General features: G+C 72.1%; 19 protein-coding genes and 3 tRNA genes. 9 read left to right on the forward strand and 13 right to left on the reverse strand.

Translation table 11 applies throughout. The annotated features are described in order from the left end of the window. Positions 1 to 183 precede the first annotated feature (183 nt). The 4 genes from FB388_RS31280 to FB388_RS31300 form a co-directional block, all read right to left on the reverse strand. Positions 184 to 585 carry a hypothetical protein gene (locus tag FB388_RS31280; protein ID WP_142105849.1) on the reverse strand — a complete coding sequence of 134 codons (402 nt, stop codon included), beginning with the start codon at positions 583 to 585 and terminating at the stop codon, positions 184 to 186. Positions 586 to 878: 293 nt separating this feature from the next. Continuing rightward, positions 879 to 2,129, reverse strand: coding sequence for a DUF445 domain-containing protein (locus FB388_RS31290; protein WP_211362382.1), 1,251 nt, complete (start codon positions 2,127 to 2,129; stop codon positions 879 to 881). 270 nt (positions 2,130 to 2,399) lie between these two features. Continuing rightward, positions 2,400 to 2,927 carry a hypothetical protein gene (locus FB388_RS31295; RefSeq protein WP_142105851.1) on the reverse strand — a complete coding sequence of 176 codons (528 nt, stop codon included), beginning with the start codon at positions 2,925 to 2,927 and terminating at the stop codon, positions 2,400 to 2,402. Positions 2,928 to 3,278: 351 nt separating this feature from the next. Next, the gene (locus FB388_RS31300; RefSeq protein WP_075951945.1) at positions 3,279 to 3,482 is read right to left on the reverse strand and encodes a cold-shock protein; all 204 of its coding nucleotides are present in this window, start codon (positions 3,480 to 3,482) and stop codon (positions 3,279 to 3,281) included. A gap of 291 nt (positions 3,483 to 3,773) precedes the next feature. Here FB388_RS31300 and FB388_RS31305 point away from each other — a divergent pair, with 291 nt between their 5' ends. Then, positions 3,774 to 4,703, forward strand: a complete 930-nt coding sequence (locus FB388_RS31305) for an acyl-CoA desaturase (RefSeq protein WP_142105853.1) — start codon at positions 3,774 to 3,776, stop codon at positions 4,701 to 4,703. 315 nt (positions 4,704 to 5,018) lie between these two features. Continuing rightward, the gene (locus tag FB388_RS31310; RefSeq protein ID WP_142105855.1) at positions 5,019 to 5,570 is read left to right on the forward strand and encodes a superantigen-like protein SSL4; all 552 of its coding nucleotides are present in this window, start codon (positions 5,019 to 5,021) and stop codon (positions 5,568 to 5,570) included. Positions 5,571 to 5,614: 44 nt separating this feature from the next. Here FB388_RS31310 and FB388_RS31315 read toward each other — a convergent pair whose 3' ends face one another. The 7 genes from FB388_RS31315 to FB388_RS31345 all read right to left on the reverse strand — a co-directional run bounded on the left by FB388_RS31315 (position 5,615) and on the right by FB388_RS31345 (position 9,543). Next, positions 5,615 to 6,952 carry a GGDEF domain-containing protein gene (locus FB388_RS31315; protein WP_211362295.1) on the reverse strand — a complete coding sequence of 446 codons (1,338 nt, stop codon included), beginning with the start codon at positions 6,950 to 6,952 and terminating at the stop codon, positions 5,615 to 5,617. Between the two features lie 293 nt (positions 6,953 to 7,245). Continuing rightward, positions 7,246 to 7,575: a VOC family protein gene (locus FB388_RS31320; protein ID WP_246122554.1), complete on the reverse strand. Its 330-nt coding sequence runs from the start codon at positions 7,573 to 7,575 to the stop codon at positions 7,246 to 7,248. A gap of 122 nt (positions 7,576 to 7,697) precedes the next feature. Then, entirely contained in the window at positions 7,698 to 8,540 is an 843-nt protein-coding gene (locus FB388_RS31325) for a helix-turn-helix domain-containing protein (protein ID WP_142105861.1), read from the reverse strand. Between the two features lie 338 nt (positions 8,541 to 8,878). Beyond that, positions 8,879 to 8,955, reverse strand: a tRNA-Phe gene (locus tag FB388_RS31330). A gap of 29 nt (positions 8,956 to 8,984) precedes the next feature. Beyond that, positions 8,985 to 9,058, reverse strand: a tRNA-Asp gene (locus tag FB388_RS31335). 31 nt (positions 9,059 to 9,089) lie between these two features. Beyond that, a tRNA-Glu gene (locus FB388_RS31340) sits at positions 9,090 to 9,162 on the reverse strand. 147 nt (positions 9,163 to 9,309) lie between these two features. Further along, positions 9,310 to 9,543 (reverse strand): hypothetical protein, encoded by a 234-nt coding sequence (locus FB388_RS31345; RefSeq protein WP_142105863.1) that lies wholly within the window; start codon positions 9,541 to 9,543, stop codon positions 9,310 to 9,312. A gap of 259 nt (positions 9,544 to 9,802) precedes the next feature. Here FB388_RS31345 and FB388_RS31350 point away from each other — a divergent pair, with 259 nt between their 5' ends. Next, positions 9,803 to 10,177, forward strand: coding sequence for a hypothetical protein (locus FB388_RS31350; protein ID WP_211362296.1), 375 nt, complete (start codon positions 9,803 to 9,805; stop codon positions 10,175 to 10,177). A 40-nt stretch (positions 10,178 to 10,217) separates the two neighbouring features. On the opposite strand, the gene FB388_RS31355 is transcribed toward FB388_RS31350, so the two are convergent. Both FB388_RS31355 and FB388_RS31360 read right to left on the reverse strand, forming a co-directional pair. Further along, entirely contained in the window at positions 10,218 to 11,297 is a 1,080-nt protein-coding gene (locus tag FB388_RS31355) for an outer membrane protein assembly factor BamB family protein (RefSeq protein WP_170225902.1), read from the reverse strand. Positions 11,298 to 11,415: 118 nt separating this feature from the next. After that, entirely contained in the window at positions 11,416 to 12,717 is a 1,302-nt protein-coding gene (locus FB388_RS31360) for a GDSL-type esterase/lipase family protein (RefSeq protein ID WP_142105869.1), read from the reverse strand. Between the two features lie 230 nt (positions 12,718 to 12,947). Here FB388_RS31360 and FB388_RS31365 point away from each other — a divergent pair, with 230 nt between their 5' ends. From FB388_RS31365 to FB388_RS31390, 6 genes are all read left to right on the forward strand, one after another. Continuing rightward, positions 12,948 to 14,825, forward strand: a complete 1,878-nt coding sequence (locus FB388_RS31365; RefSeq protein ID WP_142105871.1) for a propionyl-CoA synthetase — start codon at positions 12,948 to 12,950, stop codon at positions 14,823 to 14,825. Between the two features lie 182 nt (positions 14,826 to 15,007). Further along, the gene (locus FB388_RS39700) at positions 15,008 to 15,589 is read left to right on the forward strand and encodes a hypothetical protein (RefSeq protein WP_170225903.1); all 582 of its coding nucleotides are present in this window, start codon (positions 15,008 to 15,010) and stop codon (positions 15,587 to 15,589) included. Then, positions 15,586 to 16,185 carry a class F sortase gene (locus tag FB388_RS31375; protein ID WP_142105875.1) on the forward strand — a complete coding sequence of 200 codons (600 nt, stop codon included), beginning with the start codon at positions 15,586 to 15,588 and terminating at the stop codon, positions 16,183 to 16,185. Before FB388_RS39700 ends, FB388_RS31375 begins: the two co-directional genes overlap by 4 nt. 36 nt (positions 16,186 to 16,221) lie before the next feature. Continuing rightward, the gene (locus FB388_RS31380) at positions 16,222 to 16,422 is read left to right on the forward strand and encodes a ferredoxin (protein ID WP_142105877.1); all 201 of its coding nucleotides are present in this window, start codon (positions 16,222 to 16,224) and stop codon (positions 16,420 to 16,422) included. Between the two features lie 173 nt (positions 16,423 to 16,595). Continuing rightward, complete coding sequence (locus FB388_RS31385) at positions 16,596 to 18,203, forward strand: acyl--CoA ligase family protein (protein ID WP_142105879.1); 1,608 nt, start codon at positions 16,596 to 16,598, stop codon at positions 18,201 to 18,203. After that, on the forward strand, positions 18,178 to 18,552 hold the full coding sequence (locus FB388_RS31390) for a hypothetical protein (RefSeq protein ID WP_142105881.1): 375 nt from the start codon (positions 18,178 to 18,180) through the stop codon (positions 18,550 to 18,552). Before FB388_RS31385 ends, FB388_RS31390 begins: the two co-directional genes overlap by 26 nt.

The following is an 18,552-nucleotide window of genomic DNA, read 5'->3' on the forward strand; positions in this document are numbered from 1 at the left end:
GGGACCCGACTCGCCGGACCCGGAGGGCCGCTCCGTTGCCGCCACTCGCGCTCACCTCCGTGCGTCTCCACCGAAGGTACGCGCGAGTGCTAGCTGTTGCAAGCACACTGCTTGCGCAGGTCGATGACCCGCGCCACACCCGATTGAGACTCTATTACCCGTCTCCGGAGGCAGAGTCCACCTTCAGACCCGAGCGGGCACCGGGGCCGTGAGGACGCGCGCGGCCAGGGCGGCGCCGCCGAGCAGGAGTGCGCTCCACACCGGCCAGAAGTAGCCACCGCCCGTGAACGCCCAGACGGCGATCTCGGCCGGGAGGAGCACCCCGGCGACGGAGGCGACCACGGCGAGCGGTCGGGGCCGGCCGGCCGACCGGTGCCTGGCCAGTTGGAAGGCCGCGTCGGCTGCGACCACCGCGGCGAGCCCGAGCCAGGCCCAGATCGGCCAGAACGTGCCGCCTCCGGTGAGCGCCCAGATCAGGGCGAGGCCGGTTCCCGCGGTCGCGGCCACGCCTGCGGTGCGCCGCAGCCGGCTGCGGAAGCCGTGGGGCAGGGAGGTGGGGATGGGGGTGGAGCGGATGTCCGTCATGAGGACAAGCCTCTCCGCCCGGAGACCCGGCGGCACCACGGCGGACCCCCGTCCGCGCGGCCGAGCACCCCTCCCGGAACCGGGGGAACGCCCCACCGCGTACCTGCCCGCAGGATCCTCACCGCAAAGCACGTGGAGTGACGATCGGCCACCGATGTCCCAATTTCGCCTGGTCCACCTACGCCCGGTGGGCCAGCGCGAACCTGGAGCTGTGGTCGTGCATCAGGGAGTCGCTGGACGACCCGAACGTCACGCAGCTGCTCGCGAGCGTTCCGCGAGCACGCCCGGGCCGCTCAGCCGCCGAACGCCAGCTGTCCCACCGTGTAGATGACCAGGCCGGCCAGCGAGCCGACCACCGTGCCGTTGATGCGGATGAACTGCAGGTCGCGGCCCACCTGCAGCTCCACCTTGCGGGAGGTCTCCTCCGCGTCCCACCGCTCGACGGTGTCGGTGATCAGCGTGGTGATCTCGCCGCGGTAGTGCCGCACCACGTAGCCGGCCGCGTCGGCGAGCCAGCCGTCGACCTTCGCCCGCAGCTCGGCGTCGGTGCTCAGGCGCGTGCCCAGCGCCACGAGCCCGTCCCGCACCCGGGTGCGCAGCGCGCTCGACGGATCGGCGGCCGCGTCGAGGATGAGGCCCTTGACGGTGCCCCACGCCTGGCCGATGAACCGCTGTATCTCCGGGTGGCCGAGGAACTGGTGCTTGATCCGCTCGGCCCGCTCGATGGTCTCGGGGTCGGCCTGCAGGTCGGCGGCGAACTCGACCAGGAACTTGTCGACGGCCTTGCGCATCGGGTGCTCGGGGTCGGTCTTCACCGCCCACGCGAAGTTCTGCACCTCGAGGAACACGCGGTCGGCGATCAGGTCGTCGACGAACCGCGGCGACCACGTCGGCGCCCGGTCGTGCACGATCCGCAGCACGGTGTCGTGGTTGGCGGTGACCCAGTCGTACGCGCGGTCGCACACCAGGTCGACGAGCCGGTGGTGCGCCCCGTCCTCCAGCACGCCCTGCAGGACCTTGCCCAGCGGCGGCCCGACGGGACGCTCCATCAGCTTGCGGACCAGGACCTGCTCGATGATCTCCTGCACGGCGTCGTCGCGCAGCACGGTGACGACGCCCCTGGCCACGGTGGCGAGCTCGGCGGTGACGCGGTCGGCGTTGGCCTCCTGGCCGATCCAGGCGCCGACCCGGGAGGACACCTCGACGCGTGCCAGCTTGTCGCGCACGGCATCCTCGCTCAGGAAGTTCTCCCCGACGAAGTCGCCGAGGTTCTCGCCGAGCGCGTCCTTCTTCGTCGGGATGATCGCCGTGTGCGGGATCGGCAGGCCGAGCGGGCGCCGGAACAGCGCGGTGACCGCGAACCAGTCGGCGAGCGCACCGACCATCCCGGCCTCGGCCATCGCGCGGACGTAGCCCACCCACCCGGGGCCACCGCTCACCTCCCACCAGCGCGCCAGCAGGAAGATCAACGTCGCGAGCAGGAGCAGGCCGGTGGCCAGCGACTTCATCTTCCGCAGGTCCCGGGCCCGTGCAGCGGCGTCCATCCGACCGAAGCCGAGCCCGACCTCGACGGCCGGAAACCGGGTCGCCGTGTCCGTGCGGGAGGACTGCGAGGTTGCCACGAACACATAGTGCCTGTGGATGGCTCTGGCCGGGGCCGGTGGTGTTCCACCGGCCCCGGCCACGTTCGTGGTGCGGCCGCGCAACGTGGGAGGAGTGCCCCCTCGGGCGCCGCACCACCGGCGTTCCCGGCACCTCCGGCGCGGCGCGACGAGCCGCGTCAACGGGGGCGAACCGGTCGCCGGCTGGCGGTCCTACATCAGCGAGGACCGCATCCCGACCGCCAGCGCACCAGCGGGCCGCTGGGCGCCCGGGTGCGGATTCCGGTCGGCACGCCACCGCAGCGCGTCGGCTGCAGCGTGCAGGATCGTGTCGGCGTCCGGGACCCGGTAGCCGGTGAGCGCGGGCGCGACCCGCCAATGCACCCAGCCGTCGGCGACCTCGGACGGCGGGGCGAGCACCGCGGCGCCCGCGGTGTGCAGGACGACACCCTCGACGTCCCGCAGCTCGGCGGGGAGCACCGCACCGGGGGTGACGGGGAACCACCACGCGCCCGTGGGCGTGGCGGCGATCGGCACCACGGAACCGGTGTCGCGCAGGTGTGAGCAGACCTGACGACCGACCGTGGCAGGCACTTCGAAGACGTCCAGCGCGGTGCCCGTGACGAGCAGCAGGGCCGTGGGCGATGCCGCCACCACCGGCCAGCCGTGGTCATCGAACTCGTGCGCTGCCGCGCGGAGCTCCGCGCCGTACACCACGCGGTAGCTGTCCCAGCCCGACATCTTGATGACCTCCGTGCCACTCGACTCGCGTACTTCGTGCCGCATTCCTGTGAGGCACAACACCGAGCATGGCGCCGCGGGTACGCGTATGGGAGCCGAGAGCGACGATCGACCCGAGCGCCGAGACGAGCGGGAATCAGCGCTGAGGATGCACTCACTCACGGCCGGTGAACGGCAGGCGACCGGTTGGCAGCCGGGGCTCGACGGCCGGCGCCAAGACCGTCGAACGGACGAGAACCGGTCGTCGCCGCCCGAACCCGCCCAACGGCAGGGGCGGAACCCGGCCGGAAAAACGGCGGTGCCGGCGCCCCGCAGGGGACGCCGGCACCGTGTCGTGCAGGTCGAGAAGGCTCAGATGGGGCGGACCGTGTCGGCCTGCGGACCCTTCGCACCCTGGCTCGACTGGAACTCGACCCTCTGGTTCTCCTCGAGGGTGCGGAACCCGTCGGACTGGATGGCCGAGTAGTGGACGAAGACGTCCGGACCGTTGTCGTCGGTGGCGATGAAGCCGAAGCCCTTTTCGGCGTTGAACCACTTGACGGTGCCCTGCGGCATACCTGTTCTCCATACATGTAGCGGACCCTGCCGACTGTGTGCCGGCCGGGGGAAGCACGGGACCGCCGCTGGACGAAGAGGATGCCCTCGAACGCCTGCGAAGCCCACCGTCACTCTCCACGGACGCTTCACAACGATCGAGGAAGACACGACTGCAACCGCCGCAAACCTATCACGACGGCCTGCTCCGAACGCGGGAATCGAGGTCGCGGCGGCGCTCCGGAAGGTCCACTGCCACCCGTTGTTGCCGTACCGTGACCTACCTCGCGTCCGAGAACACGAAGGAGCCCCATGACCGCTGCCGCGCAGCACCGGCCCGCCGTCGCCCCTCTCGTCGAGGGACGCAAGACCACCGCGGAGCAGGCCCTCGTGGTCGCGTTCATGGTCGTGCCACTGCTCGCGCTGGCCGCGGCGGTCCCGCTGGCCTGGGGATGGGGGCTGACGTGGCTGGACGTCGTGCTCGCCGTGTTCTTCTACTACCTCACCGGGCTCGGCGTCACGGTCGGGTTCCACCGGCACTTCACGCACAGTTCGTTCAAGGCGAAGCGGCCGCTGCGCATCGCGCTCGCGGTGATCGGCAGCACCGCCTTCCAGGGCGGTGTGATCGGCTGGGTCGCCGACCACCGCCGCCACCACGCCTTCTCCGACAAGGAGGGCGACCCGCACTCGCCGTGGCTGTTCGGCACCGGGCCGGCCGCGATGATCCGCGGGTTCTGGCACTCGCACATGGGCTGGATCCTGGGCCGCGACCGCACCAACGCCCGCCGCTTCGCCCCCGACCTGCTCGCCGACCGCGACATCGTGGCCGTCGACCGGCTCTTCCTCCCGCTGACGCTCGCCAGCCTCCTGGTCCCGGCACTGATCGGCGGTCTCGTCTCGCTCTCCTGGTGGGGCGCGCTCACCGCCCTGTTCTGGGCCGGCCTGGTGCGGGTGGCCGTGCTGCACCACGTGACCTGGTCGATCAACTCGATCTGCCACATGTTCGGTGACCGGCCGTTCGCCGCCCGCGACCGCTCCGCCAACGTCTGGTGGCTGGCCGTGCTCTCGTTCGGCGAGTCGTGGCACAACCTCCACCACGCCGACCCGACGTGCGCCCGGCACGGCGTGCGACGCGGGCAGGTGGACATCTCGGCGCGGATCATCTGGATCTTCGAGCGGCTCGGCTGGGCGCACTCCGTGCGGTGGCCGACGACCCGGCGACTGGAGCGACTGACCCGCTGACGCTGCGTCACCGAGCCGGCCCGTTTTCTGCACACCGTGTGACACCTGACCGGCCGGTGCGCTCCGGTCGCGTATCCCAGGCCAACGAGTGACCAAACCGCTCGGCATGTTGATCTTGGAATGCGCGCTGCGTTCGACGCCCGGGCCGAGCGGGCGGTCGTCGGCCCGCGGGAGCACCCGATCCGGGATGGCCGATCACCGAGTGTCCGGTTCCCGGCGCCGGCGGCAACCACGTCCGAGATCTTCCTCTGGTGTCACACGAGCCCCAGACGCATCATTCCGGGCGTTCTGTCCGACCGATTTGGGGAGGCTCCGATGCGGAGTCGGAACGCAAGGACCCTGTCCATCGCCGCGTTGACCGCCGGCGTGCTCGTCGCCGGCCTCGGAACCTCGACGGCCCAGGCCGCCGAACCGTCGACCCCGGACGCGGCTGCAGGTGTCACCAGAGCCGAGACACCCACGGCCCCGTCGACACCGCAACCGCCGCTCGACGGCCTCCTGACGGCCGTGGGCGGCCTGCTGGGCGGGCTCCTCCAAGCGCCGCCCCAGGTGCCCGGGGCGCCCGCACTGCCGACAGGAGCCGTGCCGACCGACCCGGCGACCCGGGTCGCCGTGAACGTCCCGGTGCAGCTGCCCCTGCCACCGCTGCCCGGCCCGTTGCCGCCGGCACCCACCCTGCCGCCCGTCCCGGACCTGCCGCCGCTCCCCGGCGCCGTGCCGGCGACACCCGGTGCGGCCGCTCCCGCCCTGCCGAGCCCCCCGCCGCTGCCGGTGCCCACCCCGGCGCTGCCGCCCCTCCCGGGCGCGGCTGCCCTGCCGGTGCCGCTACCAGCCACCAGCGGCACCTCCGCGCCCGCGGGCGACTGACCTCCGACGTGGGTGGATACGCGTGCCACGGCACGCGTACCCACTCACGTGTGGTTGTGCGGGGCGGGCCGCACGACGCCGCTCGGGACGGCGTGCAGGCCCATGCGGACGGTGTTGCGGCCGGCTCGCTTGGCCGCGTACATGGCGGTGTCGGCCACCTCGAGCAGCTGGCCGAGGTCGGCACCGTCGGCGGGGAACGACGAACCTCCGATCGAGACGGTGAGGTTGTCGACGACGACCGTGCCACCCGCGTCGGGCACCTCGACCCGGATCTCGGCCACCCGGCTGCGGATCCGCTCCGCGACCGCGACAGCCGCGATGCGCCCGTCCTCCGAGTCGGTGCTCGGGGCGTCGATGCTCGGTAGGAGCACGACGAACTCCTCGCCACCGAACCGTCCGACGAGGTCGTCGTCGCGCACCTCGTCACGCACGGCGGCGGCGATGGCGGCGAGCACGTGGTCGCCCACGAGGTGGCCGTACTGGTCGTTGACCAGCTTGAAGTGGTCGAGGTCGAGGACGAGCAGTCCGGCGCGGCCGCCGGTGCGCTCGACCCGGCGCAGCGCGCGGGCCGCTCGGACGTGCCACGCCGCGGCGTTGAGCAGCCCCGTCTTGCCGTCGACGCTCGCGGCCTCCTCGAGCTGCCGCACGAGGACCGTGCGGTGCAGGACGATCAGCGGAGGCAGCACAAGCACCGCGTAGGCGGGTCCGAGCGCGCCCATCGCCCCGGCGGCGAGCGCCCCCATGGACAGGGTGGCGAACTCCAGCACCGCCTCGTCGCCGCGGGTGAGGACGTGCAGGAACGTGGCGAGGTCGCGGTTGGGGCCGCTCAGCACGATGACGGCGACGACCAGCACCATGTTGACCGCCGCGTAGGCGAGCAGCGCGAGCAGGACCGCCGCCAGGCCCGGCAGGCTCTGGAACAGCGAGCCGCGCTCGACGAGCCCGGTGACGGCCGAGGCGGCCTGCACGGCGAGCACCACGGTGGCCGTGCTGAAGATGGTGCGGTGCGGCGGAATGCCACCGCGCCACACCCGCATGTAGAGGTGGCCGTAGATCCCGATCACGACGAGGCCGGCGACCGCTCCCGGTAGCAGCGCGGCTGCCGCGAACGTCCAGACGGAGCTGAGGTCGATGTGCGGCGTCTCGTCGGACCGGTGCCGCATTCGTTCGACCCCGAGGGACGCCTCGGTGCTCAGGATCCCGGCCGCGATGAGCACGCCGGTGACGAGCGGCCAGTTGTCGGGGAGGAGGCCGATCTCGTGCGGGATGGAGGTGGCGAACGTGCCCGCTGCGAGCAGTTCGACGGCGAGGATCACGGCGAGGACCGGCAGCGGCAGTGTCCAGACGGCCCACCGAGTCACCCCGCGTCGCGGCACTCGCATCCCCCTGAAACCTTTCACCCGGCCGTCATCGCCGGCGATGTCCCCCATCCGGGCGGATGGTAGCCGGATGGCGACCGTACGTCATCGGTCACTTGACGGGCACCACCCTGCCGGGCGGCCAACGGCCACCCAGAACGGGCAGGCGGCGAACACCGACGCACTTAGGCAAGATTAACCGAGGTCCAAGAACGACCCCGGATCGTGTGACGCCGGTCACCGACTTCGCGGGCGAAGCGAAGGGACGAACCGCCGGCGGCTGACGCTCCCGAGCGCCGCCGCCTGCCGCACCGCTACTAGGCCTCCTGGGACTCCTGCACGAACAGGATCTTGTTGCCCGCCGGATCGACCGCTTCCGCGGTCTTGACGAACCCGTAGTCGTTGACGTCGCCCACGGCGACCTCGGCAGCTGCGCACGCAGAGCGCTGGACGTCGATGTCCTTGACGCCGACGACAACCGTGGAGCGGCCTGCTGACTCGGGATCGACGGTCACCTGGATCCAGGCGTTCTCGACCAGCTGCCACTCGGCGATGCCTTCCATCGGCTCGACGTCGGGGGCACGCCCGATCCACTGCTGGTACCACTCCACGGCCTTCGCGTGGTCGGTGACGGGTAGCACTCCCACGACACTCGCGAGGTTCGACTCAGGCATTCGACGGTGTTCCTCTCGACTCGGTCCACAGTGGAGGTGGACGCCTGCACGGTAGGAGCACCCACGGGTCGGGTCTTGGAAAAAACCGCCGCCGCTCAGTCGGCCAAGGTCGTGGACTCCGGATACGACGTGGCGGCCAGGAACCGACCGGGCGACATGCCCGCGAACTCCCTGAAGTCCGCGTTCATGTGCGACTGGTCGTAGTAGCCGTGCGCGAGCGCCAGCTGGCTGAAGGAGCCGGCACCGGCACGGAGCGCCGCCGCCAGCCCGCGGAACCGGACGATGCGGGCGAAGAGCTTCGGCTTCACGCCGACCTGCTCCTCGAACAAGCCTGTGAAGCGTTTCGGGGAGGTGCCGATCCGCGTGAGGAGGTCGGCGATGGACACCTTCCCGCCGGCTCGCTCGATCTCCGACACGGCGTAGGCGACGCGCGGATCGGTGCTGGGGTGTTCTGCGAGCCGTCCCGCGATCCACCGCGCGAGGAGCAGTAGGCGCGCTTCGTCGGAACCCGCCTCGTCGAGGCGCTCGGCGAGGCGACGCGACTCGCTGCCGATCAGGTCCTGCAGATCCAGGGTGGCCCCCGTCAGCTCGTGCTGCGGAACGCCGAAGAGGGCGAGAGCGCCGGCCGGGCGAAGGCGCACCCCGAGCACGCGAGACCTCGCGGCGGGAGTCTCGATCACGAGTGGAGCCACGATGAGCCCGGAGAGACTGGCCGGCGGACACGCGGCCGCCGGCTGGCCCTCGACGATGCGGAACGGCGCGTCCAGCTGCACGATCAGGTCGAGCTCGCCCGTCGGGTAGTGCCGCTCCCGCCGCCGCCCGAGCATGCCGTCGAACAGCCACACGCACTCGACAAGCCCGGCGAGCGAGCAATGCCGCCAGGTGAGCTCCGTCCACACGCCCAGCTCGGACTCTTCGCGCCGAGAGACGAGGCCCACACCCGGAGACTACCGAGGCTCCAGGTGGACGACGGCGAACTCGCGCATCCCCGCAGGCGCCTCGCCGAGGCGAGCCGAACGAAGTGAAGGCGGAGCAGCCGAGGCCACGAGACCGGAACCCACACGAGCACCGAGGCAGCTACGCAACGGAAACACTCGAAGCAATGGTCCGGAGCTACTCAACGGGACCGAGCGAAGCAACGGTCCCAGCGGCGGGGGGTCCGGGGGGCGGAGCCCCTCCGGGGTGGGGGTCTGGGGGTTTGACCCCCAGAAGAAACGCCACCACCTCGCAAAGGCGAGCCGAACGAAGTGAGGCGGAGCATGCGGAGCCACAGAGGTGGTGGCCAGGGGCGGGGTCGAACCGCCGACCTACCGCTTTTCAGGCGGTCGCTCGTACCAACTGAGCTACCTGGCCGAGACCGGTGGTTGACACCGGGTGTGAAGCGACCCAGACGGGACTCGAACCCGCGACCTTCGCCGTGACAGGGCGACGCGCTAACCAACTGCGCCACTGGGCCTTGCTTGTTCAGTTGTACTCCGGTGGAACCGTACCCCCAACGGGATTCGAACCCGCGCTGCCGCCTTGAAAGGGCGGAGTCCTAGGCCGCTAGACGATGGGGGCTTGGACCGAGGTCCCCACCCGCAACGGCTATCCGTTGGGAGCGGGACAAGCATAGGACAGGCCCGTCGCGGCGCAGAACCCGGGGGGGTGCACCTCCGCCGTGGAGCGGCTCCGATGCAGGTGGGAGCCGCTCCGGGCGGTGGGTGCTCAGCGGGTGACGGGTGGTGGGAGGTCGGGGTTGGCCGAGATCAGCCCGAGCATGTCGAGGAGCTGACGGAGGTCCTCGGAGTCGGCCGAGTTGCGGGCCACGACCATCCGTGCCCGGTGCAGCTGCTCCTCGGACACGCGGTACGCGTCGGCCGCAGTGCGCTGGTTGGGGATCGAGCCGCTCGATGTGAGCCGGCTCCCTTCGAGATCCGTGTGTGCGCTACCGATGGTCATTCGACGCCTCCCCGTGCGGTCGCCAGCTCTCTTCGACCGTGCGGGGGCGCACCTCCTGCGGACCGCTCCGTCCACCGGAAACCGGTTGCCTTCACCCGTCCCGGGTACCCCACCCCGGATCGGAACGCCCCGCAGCCACCCCCGTGGCCGTGACCGGCACGTTACCTAACGGGGGGCGTCCGACGCACCCCTCTTCCCGGGTGAGGGTGCGGACAGCGGATCACGCTGCGCACATCTACTCGCGCGTAGGCTGCCTGTCATGCCGCCATCCGATCGGCCTCGCTCCCGCCATCGGGCGCCCGCGCCTCCGCGCAAGGGCCCGGAGCCGCAGGAGGAGCCGGACCGCGAGCTCGACTCCTACCTGGCCGCGCTGAGCGGCGCGGGTGAGGAGCACGCCACGGAGCTGACGGGACGGTTCGGGTCCGCGCAGGTGTTCCAGCTCCGGTTGCCGGCGCTGCGGATCGAGCAGTTGCGGCGGATCGCCGCCGACCGGGGTGTCTCGCCCGGCGCGCTGGCGGTGGAGTGGGTGGTCGACCGGCTCGACCGGGAGGACACCCCCACCGGTCCGCTGCCGATCGTCGAGGACGACGAGCAGCCGAAGCGCCGTTTCCTGCCGCGGCTGGGCCGCCGCTGAGCCGCCGCGCCCCGGGCTCCAGCATCCCGCGGGCGCGTGATCAGGGGCTGGTGATGGCTTGCAGCTCGCCGCCGGCGAGTAGGTAGACGTCGCGGCCACGTGCTGCGACCGGTGTGCCGCCGTCGCGGCTCCAGAGCAATTCACCGGTGGCGGTGGCGTACGCGCACATGGGCCCGCCGCTGACCGACAGGTAGACGCATTCGTCGGTGCTGACCGCGGTGGAGGCGGGCTCACCGGACGGGGGCACCGTCCAGGCCAGGGTTCCGGTGAGTGGATCGACGCCGTGGACGGCGGAGAGCCTGGCCCTGCTGGTGCCCACGATGGTCTGGGCAACGAGCAACCCGCCCACGAAGGCCACCGACGACACCTGCCAGTTCGCGCCCCAGCACCGGCGGCCGGTGGCGGCGTCGATCACGACCACACCGCTGTCCCGCACGACGACGACGTCCTCGCCTGCTCCGAGCACCTCGGCGTTCATCCCGACGACGGGCGCGGTCCACCGGACCTCTCCGGTTCGCAGCTCCCGCGCGACGAGCCGCTCGTCCTGGCAGTAGAACGCCGCACCCGCTCCGGCCACGACGCGCAGGGTCCCCACGAACTCGTACTGCTCGCTCGACCAGAGTCGCGCACCCGTCGCGGCGTCGAGCGCGACGACTTTCATCGGGAACCCGAGCGGGTCGGTGGGAGCTCCTTCCTGCGCCACGGCCACGACCGTCCCCTGGCCGGCACCGATCGCGTGGTTCACCGAGCTCGCGCGCGGCATCTCCCACACGGGGCGCCCCGTGGTCGTATCGAGCGCACCAACGGCCTCGGCATGGGCGAAGACCAGAAGGCGGTCGCTCGGGACCAGGTACCAAGCGTTGGTCGCGGCAGTCCATCGGACGGCACCCGTCGCGGCGTCCAGTGCGCGCACCACCCCCTCGTCGCGACACGCGTAGAGCGTCGTGTCGTCGGCAGCCCACGCCCCCACCGGCTCGTCGGCTGCTCCGAAGGGCGCACTCCAGCGCACCTGTGGGGCACGCGGCGGTCGTGGCGCGGCGAGCGCGGCCACCCCGATCGCACCCGCGACCGCGGCCGTGCCCCCGCCGAGGGCCGTGAGGAGCACCGTCCGACGGCTCACACCGCGCCCGCTCACCACCCCTCCGGAAGGTGGCGGACGCACGTCCGGCACGCACCTCGTTCCGGCTCGTGCCCCGTGCCGACGAGACGCATCGGCGCAGTTGGGGTGCGCGACGGCGTCAGCGGTCGACCACCAGCACGCGGGCCGGCGGGTCACCGGCGAGGCACGGGCTCCCGGTGAACATCTTCGGGTCGATCGTGGCGGCTATCGCGCGGTAGCCCGCTGCGGTCAGGTGCAGCCCGTCACCGGCGTCGAACTCGGGCGCGAGCCGGGTCGGGTGGGCTGGGTCGGCCACGGCTGCGGCGAAGTCGAGGACGCCGTCGGCGTAGGCGGTCCCGTGCTCGCGCACCCACGCGTTCAGCTCCTGGCGCGTTGCGACGGCGGCCGGGGTGCCGTGCGGGCCGGCCTCGGACGGCGTGACCGTCGTGAGGAACACGCGCTTGCCGGCGGCCCTGGCGCGCTCGGCGAACTGCTGCAACCCTGCGGCGATCTCGGCGGCGCTGCGTCCGGCCGCGATGTCGTTGGTGCCGATGCTCAGCACGACGTCGGTGGCTCCGCCCGCCGCGGTGACGTCGCGGTCGAACCGGGCGAGCGGGACGTCCCCGTGCTGCGGCCCGGTGTCGGCGAGGAGCCGGTTCCCGGAGATGCCGGCGCCCAGCACGGCCATCGTGGTCTCGCCGCCCGCGTCGACGAGGCGCGCGCCGAGGACGTCCGGCCAGCTCTGCCCGGGCAGTGCCCCCATGCCGTCGGTGATCGAGTCGCCGACGGCGACCACGGAGTTGACGGGGCGTGGCGTCCGCACGTCGATCCCGGTGAGCACCACCGAGGAGGGTGTCTGCGGCCCGAAGGCGGCGGCGTCCGCGAAGGTGGCGTCGCCACGGCCGGAGAGGTACGCGGCCTGCATCGCGTAGTGCTGGGTGAGGACCCCGGGTGCGGCCGGCAGGAAGAGGCTGACCGCGAGCGGGCTGCCCGCCTCGGCGACCAGCGGGACGGCGTCGCTCACGACCTCGCCGCCCGGGGGGATCACGACGGCCTGCTGCCCGCCGAACGGCACCGGCCGCGTCGTCCCGAGTACCAGGCCGGCCGCGCCGTCGGAGCGGGCGGCGGTGACGGCGCCGACCGCGAGCGGGCCGTCCCCGTAGAGGTTGGAGAGGCGCAGCCGCACCTCGGAGCCGGTGACCTGCGGGCGCACGACCATCCGGACGGTGGCGCCGGCCAGGCCGGGCAGGGACTGGCCGGGCTGCGCGGCGGCCTGCCAGCCGGTGACCCAGGTGGGGCGGCAGGCCCCGGCCGTCGTGGATGCGGGCAGGTACCGCTCGTTGGTCGCCACGGCGAGGCCGATCGCGCCGGTGAGCGCCACCAGCACGGCGAGCGCGGAAGGCAGCCAGCGCGCGCCCCACCTGCTTCCGAACCCGATCACCGCGTCCCTCCATCTGTCGCCTGCCGTGATTGCTTCGCTACGCAACGTGGAACGACGGGAACACTCCACAGGTAGTCGGCCGAACGGGTGGTCACGCTACGTAGAGTCCCGTCCCGCCGCTCCTCGCCACCCGGCCAGGTGGCGCGGCCGCAGCCGTCGCGCGGGCCTTCGATGCGCTGCTCACACCGCCTAGTGTCGAACGAGCGACTCGAGGGCGAGGAGGCCGGTGGATGGGTGAGTACGAGGACGTCTTCCGCGCGAGCGTCGAGGATCCGGAGGGCTTCTGGCTCGGTGCGGCGCAGGCGATCGACTGGCACGTGGCGCCGACCCGCGCGCTGGACGCCTCCCGCCCGCCGTTCTACCGGTGGTTCCCCGACGGGGAGCTGAACGTCTGCCACAACGCGCTCGACCGGCACGTCGACGCCGGCCGCGGCGACCAGGCGGCGCTGATCTACGACTCCCCCGTCACGGGCACCCAGCGCACGTACACCTACGCCGAGCTGCGCGACGAGGTCGCGCGCTTCGCAGGCGTGCTCGCAGGCCTCGGCGTCGGCCGCGGGGACCGCGTGGTGATCTACCTGCCGATGGTGCCAGAAGCGGCGATCGCCATGCTCGCCTGCGCGCGGATCGGCGCCGTGCACTCGGTGGTCTTCGGCGGGTTCGCTCCGAAGGAGCTGGCCGTGCGCATCGACGACGCGCGGCCGTCCGTCGTGGTCTCCGCGTCCTGCGGCATCGAGGGCAAGCGGGTGATCGAGTACAAGCCGCTGCTGGACAAGGCGATCGAGCTCGCGACGCACCGGCCGGCGAAGCGGGTGATCCTGCAGCGTCCGCAGGCCGAAGCGGCGATGGGCCCCGACGACGTCGACTGGGCCGATGCGGTGGCATCCGCCACCCCTGCCGACTGCGTGCCCGTGCCTGCCACCGACCCGCTCTACATCCTCTACACCTCCGGCACCACGGGGAAGCCGAAGGGCGTCGTGCGCGACGGTGGCGGCTACGCGGTGGCGCTGCGCTGGTCGATGCCCAACGTGTACGCCGTTGACGCGGGCGACACGATCTTCACGGCGTCCGACGTCGGCTGGGTCGTCGGGCACTCCTACATCGTCTACGCACCCCTGCTCGCCGGCGCCACCACCGTGCTCTACGAGGGCAAGCCGGTCGGTACGCCCGACGCCGGGCAGTTCTGGCGGGTCGCTGCGGAGCACGGCGTGAAGAGCCTGTTCACGGCACCCACGGCGTTCCGCGCGATCAAGAAGGAGGACCCGGACGGCGAGTTCACCCGCAAGCACGACATCTCGTCGCTGCAGTACCTCTACCTCGCGGGCGAGCGCCTCGACCCGGAGACCCAGCGGTGGGCGTCCGAGCTGCTCGGCATCCCGGTGATCGACCACTGGTGGCAGACCGAGACGGGCTGGCCCATCGTCGCCAACCCGGCCGGCATCGAGCTGCTGCCGATCAAGCCGGGCTCGCCGACGAAGCCGCTGCCGGGCTGGGACGTGCAGGTGCTCGACCCGGCAGGCGACCCGGTGCCGGCGGGCACCGACGGCGCGATCGTGGTGAAGCTGCCGATGCCGCCCGGCTCGCTGCCCACCCTGTGGAACGACGACGAGCGATTCGTGGCGTCCTACATGTCCGCGTTCGACGGCTACTACCTCACCGGCGACGGCGGGCACCTCGACGAGGACGGCTACCTCTACGTCATGGGCCGCACCGACGACGTCATCAACGTCGCCGGGCACCGGCTGTCCACCGGCGGGATGGAGGAGGTCCTCGCGAGCCACCCCGACGTCGCGGAATGCGCCGTGATCGGCGTGGCCGACGCGCTGAAGGGGCAGGTGCCGCGCGGGTTCGTCGTGCTCAAGGCCGGCGTCGAGCGCGACGAGGGCGAGCTGCGGGCCGAGCTGGTGCAGCTGGTGCGCGACCAGGTCGGGGCGGTGGCGAGCCTCAAGGAGGTGGCCGTCGTGCCGGCTCTGCCCAAGACCCGCTCCGGCAAGATCCTGCGCAAGACCATGCGTGGCATCGCCGACGGCCTGGACGAGCCGGTGCCGTCGACGATCGAGAGCGTCGAGGTGCTCGACGCCCTCCGCCCGGTGCTGCGTCGCGAGTAGCCGGGGCCGACGTTCGCCGGGACGCACGAGGCGAGATGGAGCAATCAGTAGTCGGGAGGTAACAGATAGTGCTGCGGCGGAGCTAACCGTGCAGGCCGACGCTCCCCAAGCCGGCCGCTCCCCCATATCGCAGCGAGAGGACCCCAACTCTCATGTCAGTTACCCGTCGTACCCGCTTGGCCGTGATCGCAGCCGCGGCCAGTGGCGCGCTCGTCGTCGCGATGACCGGCACCGCGCTGGCCTCCGACGGCGTCGGCCGCCAGGACTGCTCCAAGGCGGTCCAGGACGCCGAGGCGGCCCTGGACACCGCCGCCCGGTCCGAGCTGCAGGGGCTCGACCGCGTGTGCGAGTCGATCCCGAACCTCGAGCGCGAGGACGCCGAGGACTCCGACGAGGGCACGCCCGAGACCACGCCGGCCGCCGCGCCGGACGAGAACAGCGCGAACGCCGCCGACTCCGACGACAGCAGCGACGAGGACGGCGACGACGAGAAGAGCGAAGACAAGGACAAGGACGAGAACAAGGACGAGGACGAGGACAAGAGCAAGGACGAGGACGAGGACGGCGCCGGCGACCGGGACTGCGCCGACTTCGACTCGCAGGCCGATGCGCAGGCCGCGTTCGAGGAGAGCTCGAACGACGAGGACGGCCTCGACGCAGACGACGACGGCGTCGCGTGCGAGGACCACTTCGGCACCGAGGACCAGCAGGTGGCGGTGCACCCGCGCGGCGGGGTGGCCACCGGCGGGTCCGCGCTGTCGTGATCGGACCGCTCCTGCGGGCTGTGCTCGTGGGCGCCGCCGTCGCCGTGCTGGCGGCGTGCGGCGCCCCGCCGTCCGGGACCGCCGCTCCGGCGGCGGCCCCGGCCGCGCCGGCGAAGAGCATCGCGCCCCCGGCAGCCGCCTCACCGACAGCACCGGTCGCGCTCACCGTCCCCGCGCTCGGTGTGCAGACCGGCCAGCTGCTCGGGCTCGGCATCGACCCGGCCGGCGCCCTCGAGGTGCCCCCGGACGCCACGACGGCCGGCTGGTTCACCCTCGCCCCCACCCCGGGCTCCCCCGGGCCCGCCGTCATCGCGGGGCACGTCGACTACAAGGGCACGCCCGGCGTCTTCCAGCGGCTGGGCGAGCTGAAGCCGGGCGAGGAGGTGACGGTCGCCCGCGCCGACGGGTCGACCGCCGTGTTCGAGACCTACCTCGTGGAGCGCTACGCCAAGGCGCAGTTCCCGACCGAACGCGTCTACGGCAACACGGCAGGCCCTGAGCTGCGGCTCATCACCTGCGGTGGGGCGTTCGACAGCGGGAGTGGCCACTACCAGGACAACGTGGTGGCGTACGCCCGGCTGGTGAGGGTCGCCTGAGTGTTCGCCCCTGCGGCGGCGGTGGACGATGGGGCGATGAAGGTCGTCGTCGACTTCGATCTCTGCGAATCCAACGCCGTCTGCATGGGCATCGCCCCTGAGGTCTTCGAGGTGCGGGAGGACGACTTCCTCTACGTCCTCGACGAGCACCCGCCCGAGGAGCTGCGGCCGACGCTGGAGCAGGCCGTGGTGTCCTGCCCGCGGGCGGCGATCAGGCTCGTCGAGGACGATAGCTAGTGCCCCACCCCGGAAGGTTCACCACGTAACTCGGCGCCCCGGACGCCCAGCTGCGCGCCGACCTTCCGGGGCGGGGCACCAGCGGCGTTCGGCTCGCATTCTCCCGGGCGGTGGTTGTCGCGGCGCGCACCAGCGCCGAGGATCAGGGCACCCCCGCGCAAGGAGGCGAGCCGATGACCGCCGTCTGGCACACCCCACTCACGCCGCTGGCGTTCCTCCAGCGCTCCGCCGAGGTCTTCCCCGACAAGACCGCGATCGTCTACGGCGACCGCCGGCACACCTACGCGGAGTTCGCGGCAGAGGTCACCCGGGTGGCGCACGCGCTGCGCGGGTCCGGGATCATGCCCGGCGACCGGGTTGCCTACCTGCTGCCCAACGTCCCCGAGATGCTGGTGGCGCACTTCGCCGTGCCGCTCGCGGGCGCGGTGCTCGTCGCGATCAACACGCGGCTCGCCACGGAGGAGGTGCGCTACATCCTCGACCATTCCGGCGCGAAGCTGCTGGTCGTGGACGCGGCGCTGTACCCGACGGTGGCGCCCCTCTCGCGCCGCCTCAAGACGGTCGAGGAGATCGTCACGATCGTCGACCCGGCCGCGTCCGGCGACGGCACCGGCAGCGGGGTCACCTACGACGACCTGCTCGCCCGGGGCAACGACGAGCCGCTCGCATGGGAGGTGTCCGACGAGACGAGCTGCATCTCGATCAACTACACCTCCGGGACGACCGGGCGGCCGAAGGGCGTGCAGTACTCGCACCGCGGCGCGTACCTGAACTCCTTCGGCGAGGTCGTGCACTCGGGGCACACGTTCGACAGCGTGTACCTCTGGACGCTGCCGATGTTCCACTGCAACGGCTGGTGCACCCCGTGGGCGCTCACGGCGGTGGGCGGCACGCACGTGTGCCTGCGCGAGGTGCGCGGTGACGTCGTCTGGCGGTTGATCCGCGAGCACGGCGTCACGCACCTGAACGGCGCCCCGACCGTCGTCACCGCGATCCTGCGCGCACCTGAGGCCACCGAGCTGGACCGCCCGATCACGATCACGACGGCTGGCGCGCCGCCCAGTCCGACCACGATCGGGCACGCCGAGCGGATGGGCTTCCGGATCGTGCACGTCTACGGGCTCACCGAGACCTACGGGCCGTACTCGGTGAACCAGTACCAGCGCGCGTGGGACGACCTCCCGCCCGAGGAGCGGGCCGCGAAGCAGGCCCGCCAGGGCGTCGGGATGGTGTGTGCCGACAAGGTGCGCGTGGTCGACGAGCGGATGAACGACGTCCCCGCCGACGCCATGACGATGGGCGAGGTCGTGATGCGCGGCAACAACGTGATGCTCGGCTACTTCGACGACCCGGTCGCCACCGAGGCCGCGTTCGCGGGCGGCTGGTTCCACTCGGGCGACCTCGGGGTTCTGCACCCCGACGGCTACGTCGAGCTGCGCGACCGCGCCAAGGACGTGATCATCTCCGGCGGGGAGAACATCTCGACGATCGAGGTCGAGCAGGCCGTCGTGTCCCACCCCGCGGTGCTGGAGGCGGCCGTCATCGGCGTGCCGGACGAGCAGTGGGGCGAGCGCCCGAAGGCGTTCGTGGTGCTCGCCGACGGGCAGACCGCCACCCCGGAGGAGCTGATCGAGCACGTCAAGGGCCGTATCGCGCGGTTCAAGGCGCCGAAGGTGGTCGAGCTGGTCGAGCAGCTGCCGAAGACGTCCACGGGCAAGGTCCAGAAGTTCGAGCTGCGTGAGAAGGAGTGGTCGGGTGAGCAGTCCCGCATCCGCGGGTGAGATCGCCGACCGGCTCTTCTCCCGCCACGAGGCCGTGCGGTACGTGGCGGTGCTGGACGGCTCGCAGCTGACGTTGCGCGAGCGGGCCGGCCTCGCGGACGCGTCCGAGGCCGAGTCCGACCGCTACGAGGAGCTGCTGGTCAACCCCACCCTGCTCACGCTGGCCACGCGGCGCGGCGAGATCGACTGCGGCGGCCTCGGCTACCTGGTCGTCGGGTACGGCAACTTCCAGCAGCTGGTGGTGCCGACGCGCGCCGGGCACGTGTCGGTCGCGGTCGAGCACGGCGCCGATCCGCTCGCGGTGCTCCGTGACGTCGAGGAGCTCCTCGAGCCGCCGCGGGTGGAGTGA

The organism is Pseudonocardia cypriaca, assembly GCF_006717045.1.
Lineage (GTDB): Bacteria > Actinomycetota > Actinomycetes > Mycobacteriales > Pseudonocardiaceae > Pseudonocardia > Pseudonocardia cypriaca.

What these genes read in the sequence shown, in the direction of transcription:
- FB388_RS31350 (WP_211362296.1), top strand. Translation starts at nt 9,803, where the DNA reads ATGCCGCCATCCGATCGGCCTCGCTCCCGCCATCGGGCGCCCGCGCCT.
- FB388_RS31345 (WP_142105863.1), bottom strand. Translation starts at nt 9,543, where the DNA reads ATGACCATCGGTAGCGCACACACGGATCTCGAAGGGAGCCGGCTCACA.
- FB388_RS31305 (WP_142105853.1), top strand. Translation starts at nt 3,774, where the DNA reads ATGACCGCTGCCGCGCAGCACCGGCCCGCCGTCGCCCCTCTCGTCGAG.
- FB388_RS31300 (WP_075951945.1), bottom strand. Translation starts at nt 3,482, where the DNA reads ATGCCGCAGGGCACCGTCAAGTGGTTCAACGCCGAAAAGGGCTTCGGC.
- FB388_RS31315 (WP_211362295.1), bottom strand. Translation starts at nt 6,952, where the DNA reads ATGCGAGTGCCGCGACGCGGGGTGACTCGGTGGGCCGTCTGGACACTG.
- FB388_RS31295 (WP_142105851.1), bottom strand. Translation starts at nt 2,927, where the DNA reads ATGTCGGGCTGGGACAGCTACCGCGTGGTGTACGGCGCGGAGCTCCGC.
- FB388_RS31280 (WP_142105849.1), bottom strand. Translation starts at nt 585, where the DNA reads ATGACGGACATCCGCTCCACCCCCATCCCCACCTCCCTGCCCCACGGC.
- FB388_RS31290 (WP_211362382.1), bottom strand. Translation starts at nt 2,129, where the DNA reads ATGGACGCCGCTGCACGGGCCCGGGACCTGCGGAAGATGAAGTCGCTG.
- FB388_RS31380 (WP_142105877.1), top strand. Translation starts at nt 16,222, where the DNA reads ATGAAGGTCGTCGTCGACTTCGATCTCTGCGAATCCAACGCCGTCTGC.
- FB388_RS31365 (WP_142105871.1), top strand. Translation starts at nt 12,948, where the DNA reads ATGGGTGAGTACGAGGACGTCTTCCGCGCGAGCGTCGAGGATCCGGAG.
- FB388_RS31385 (WP_142105879.1), top strand. Translation starts at nt 16,596, where the DNA reads ATGACCGCCGTCTGGCACACCCCACTCACGCCGCTGGCGTTCCTCCAG.
- FB388_RS31310 (WP_142105855.1), top strand. Translation starts at nt 5,019, where the DNA reads ATGCGGAGTCGGAACGCAAGGACCCTGTCCATCGCCGCGTTGACCGCC.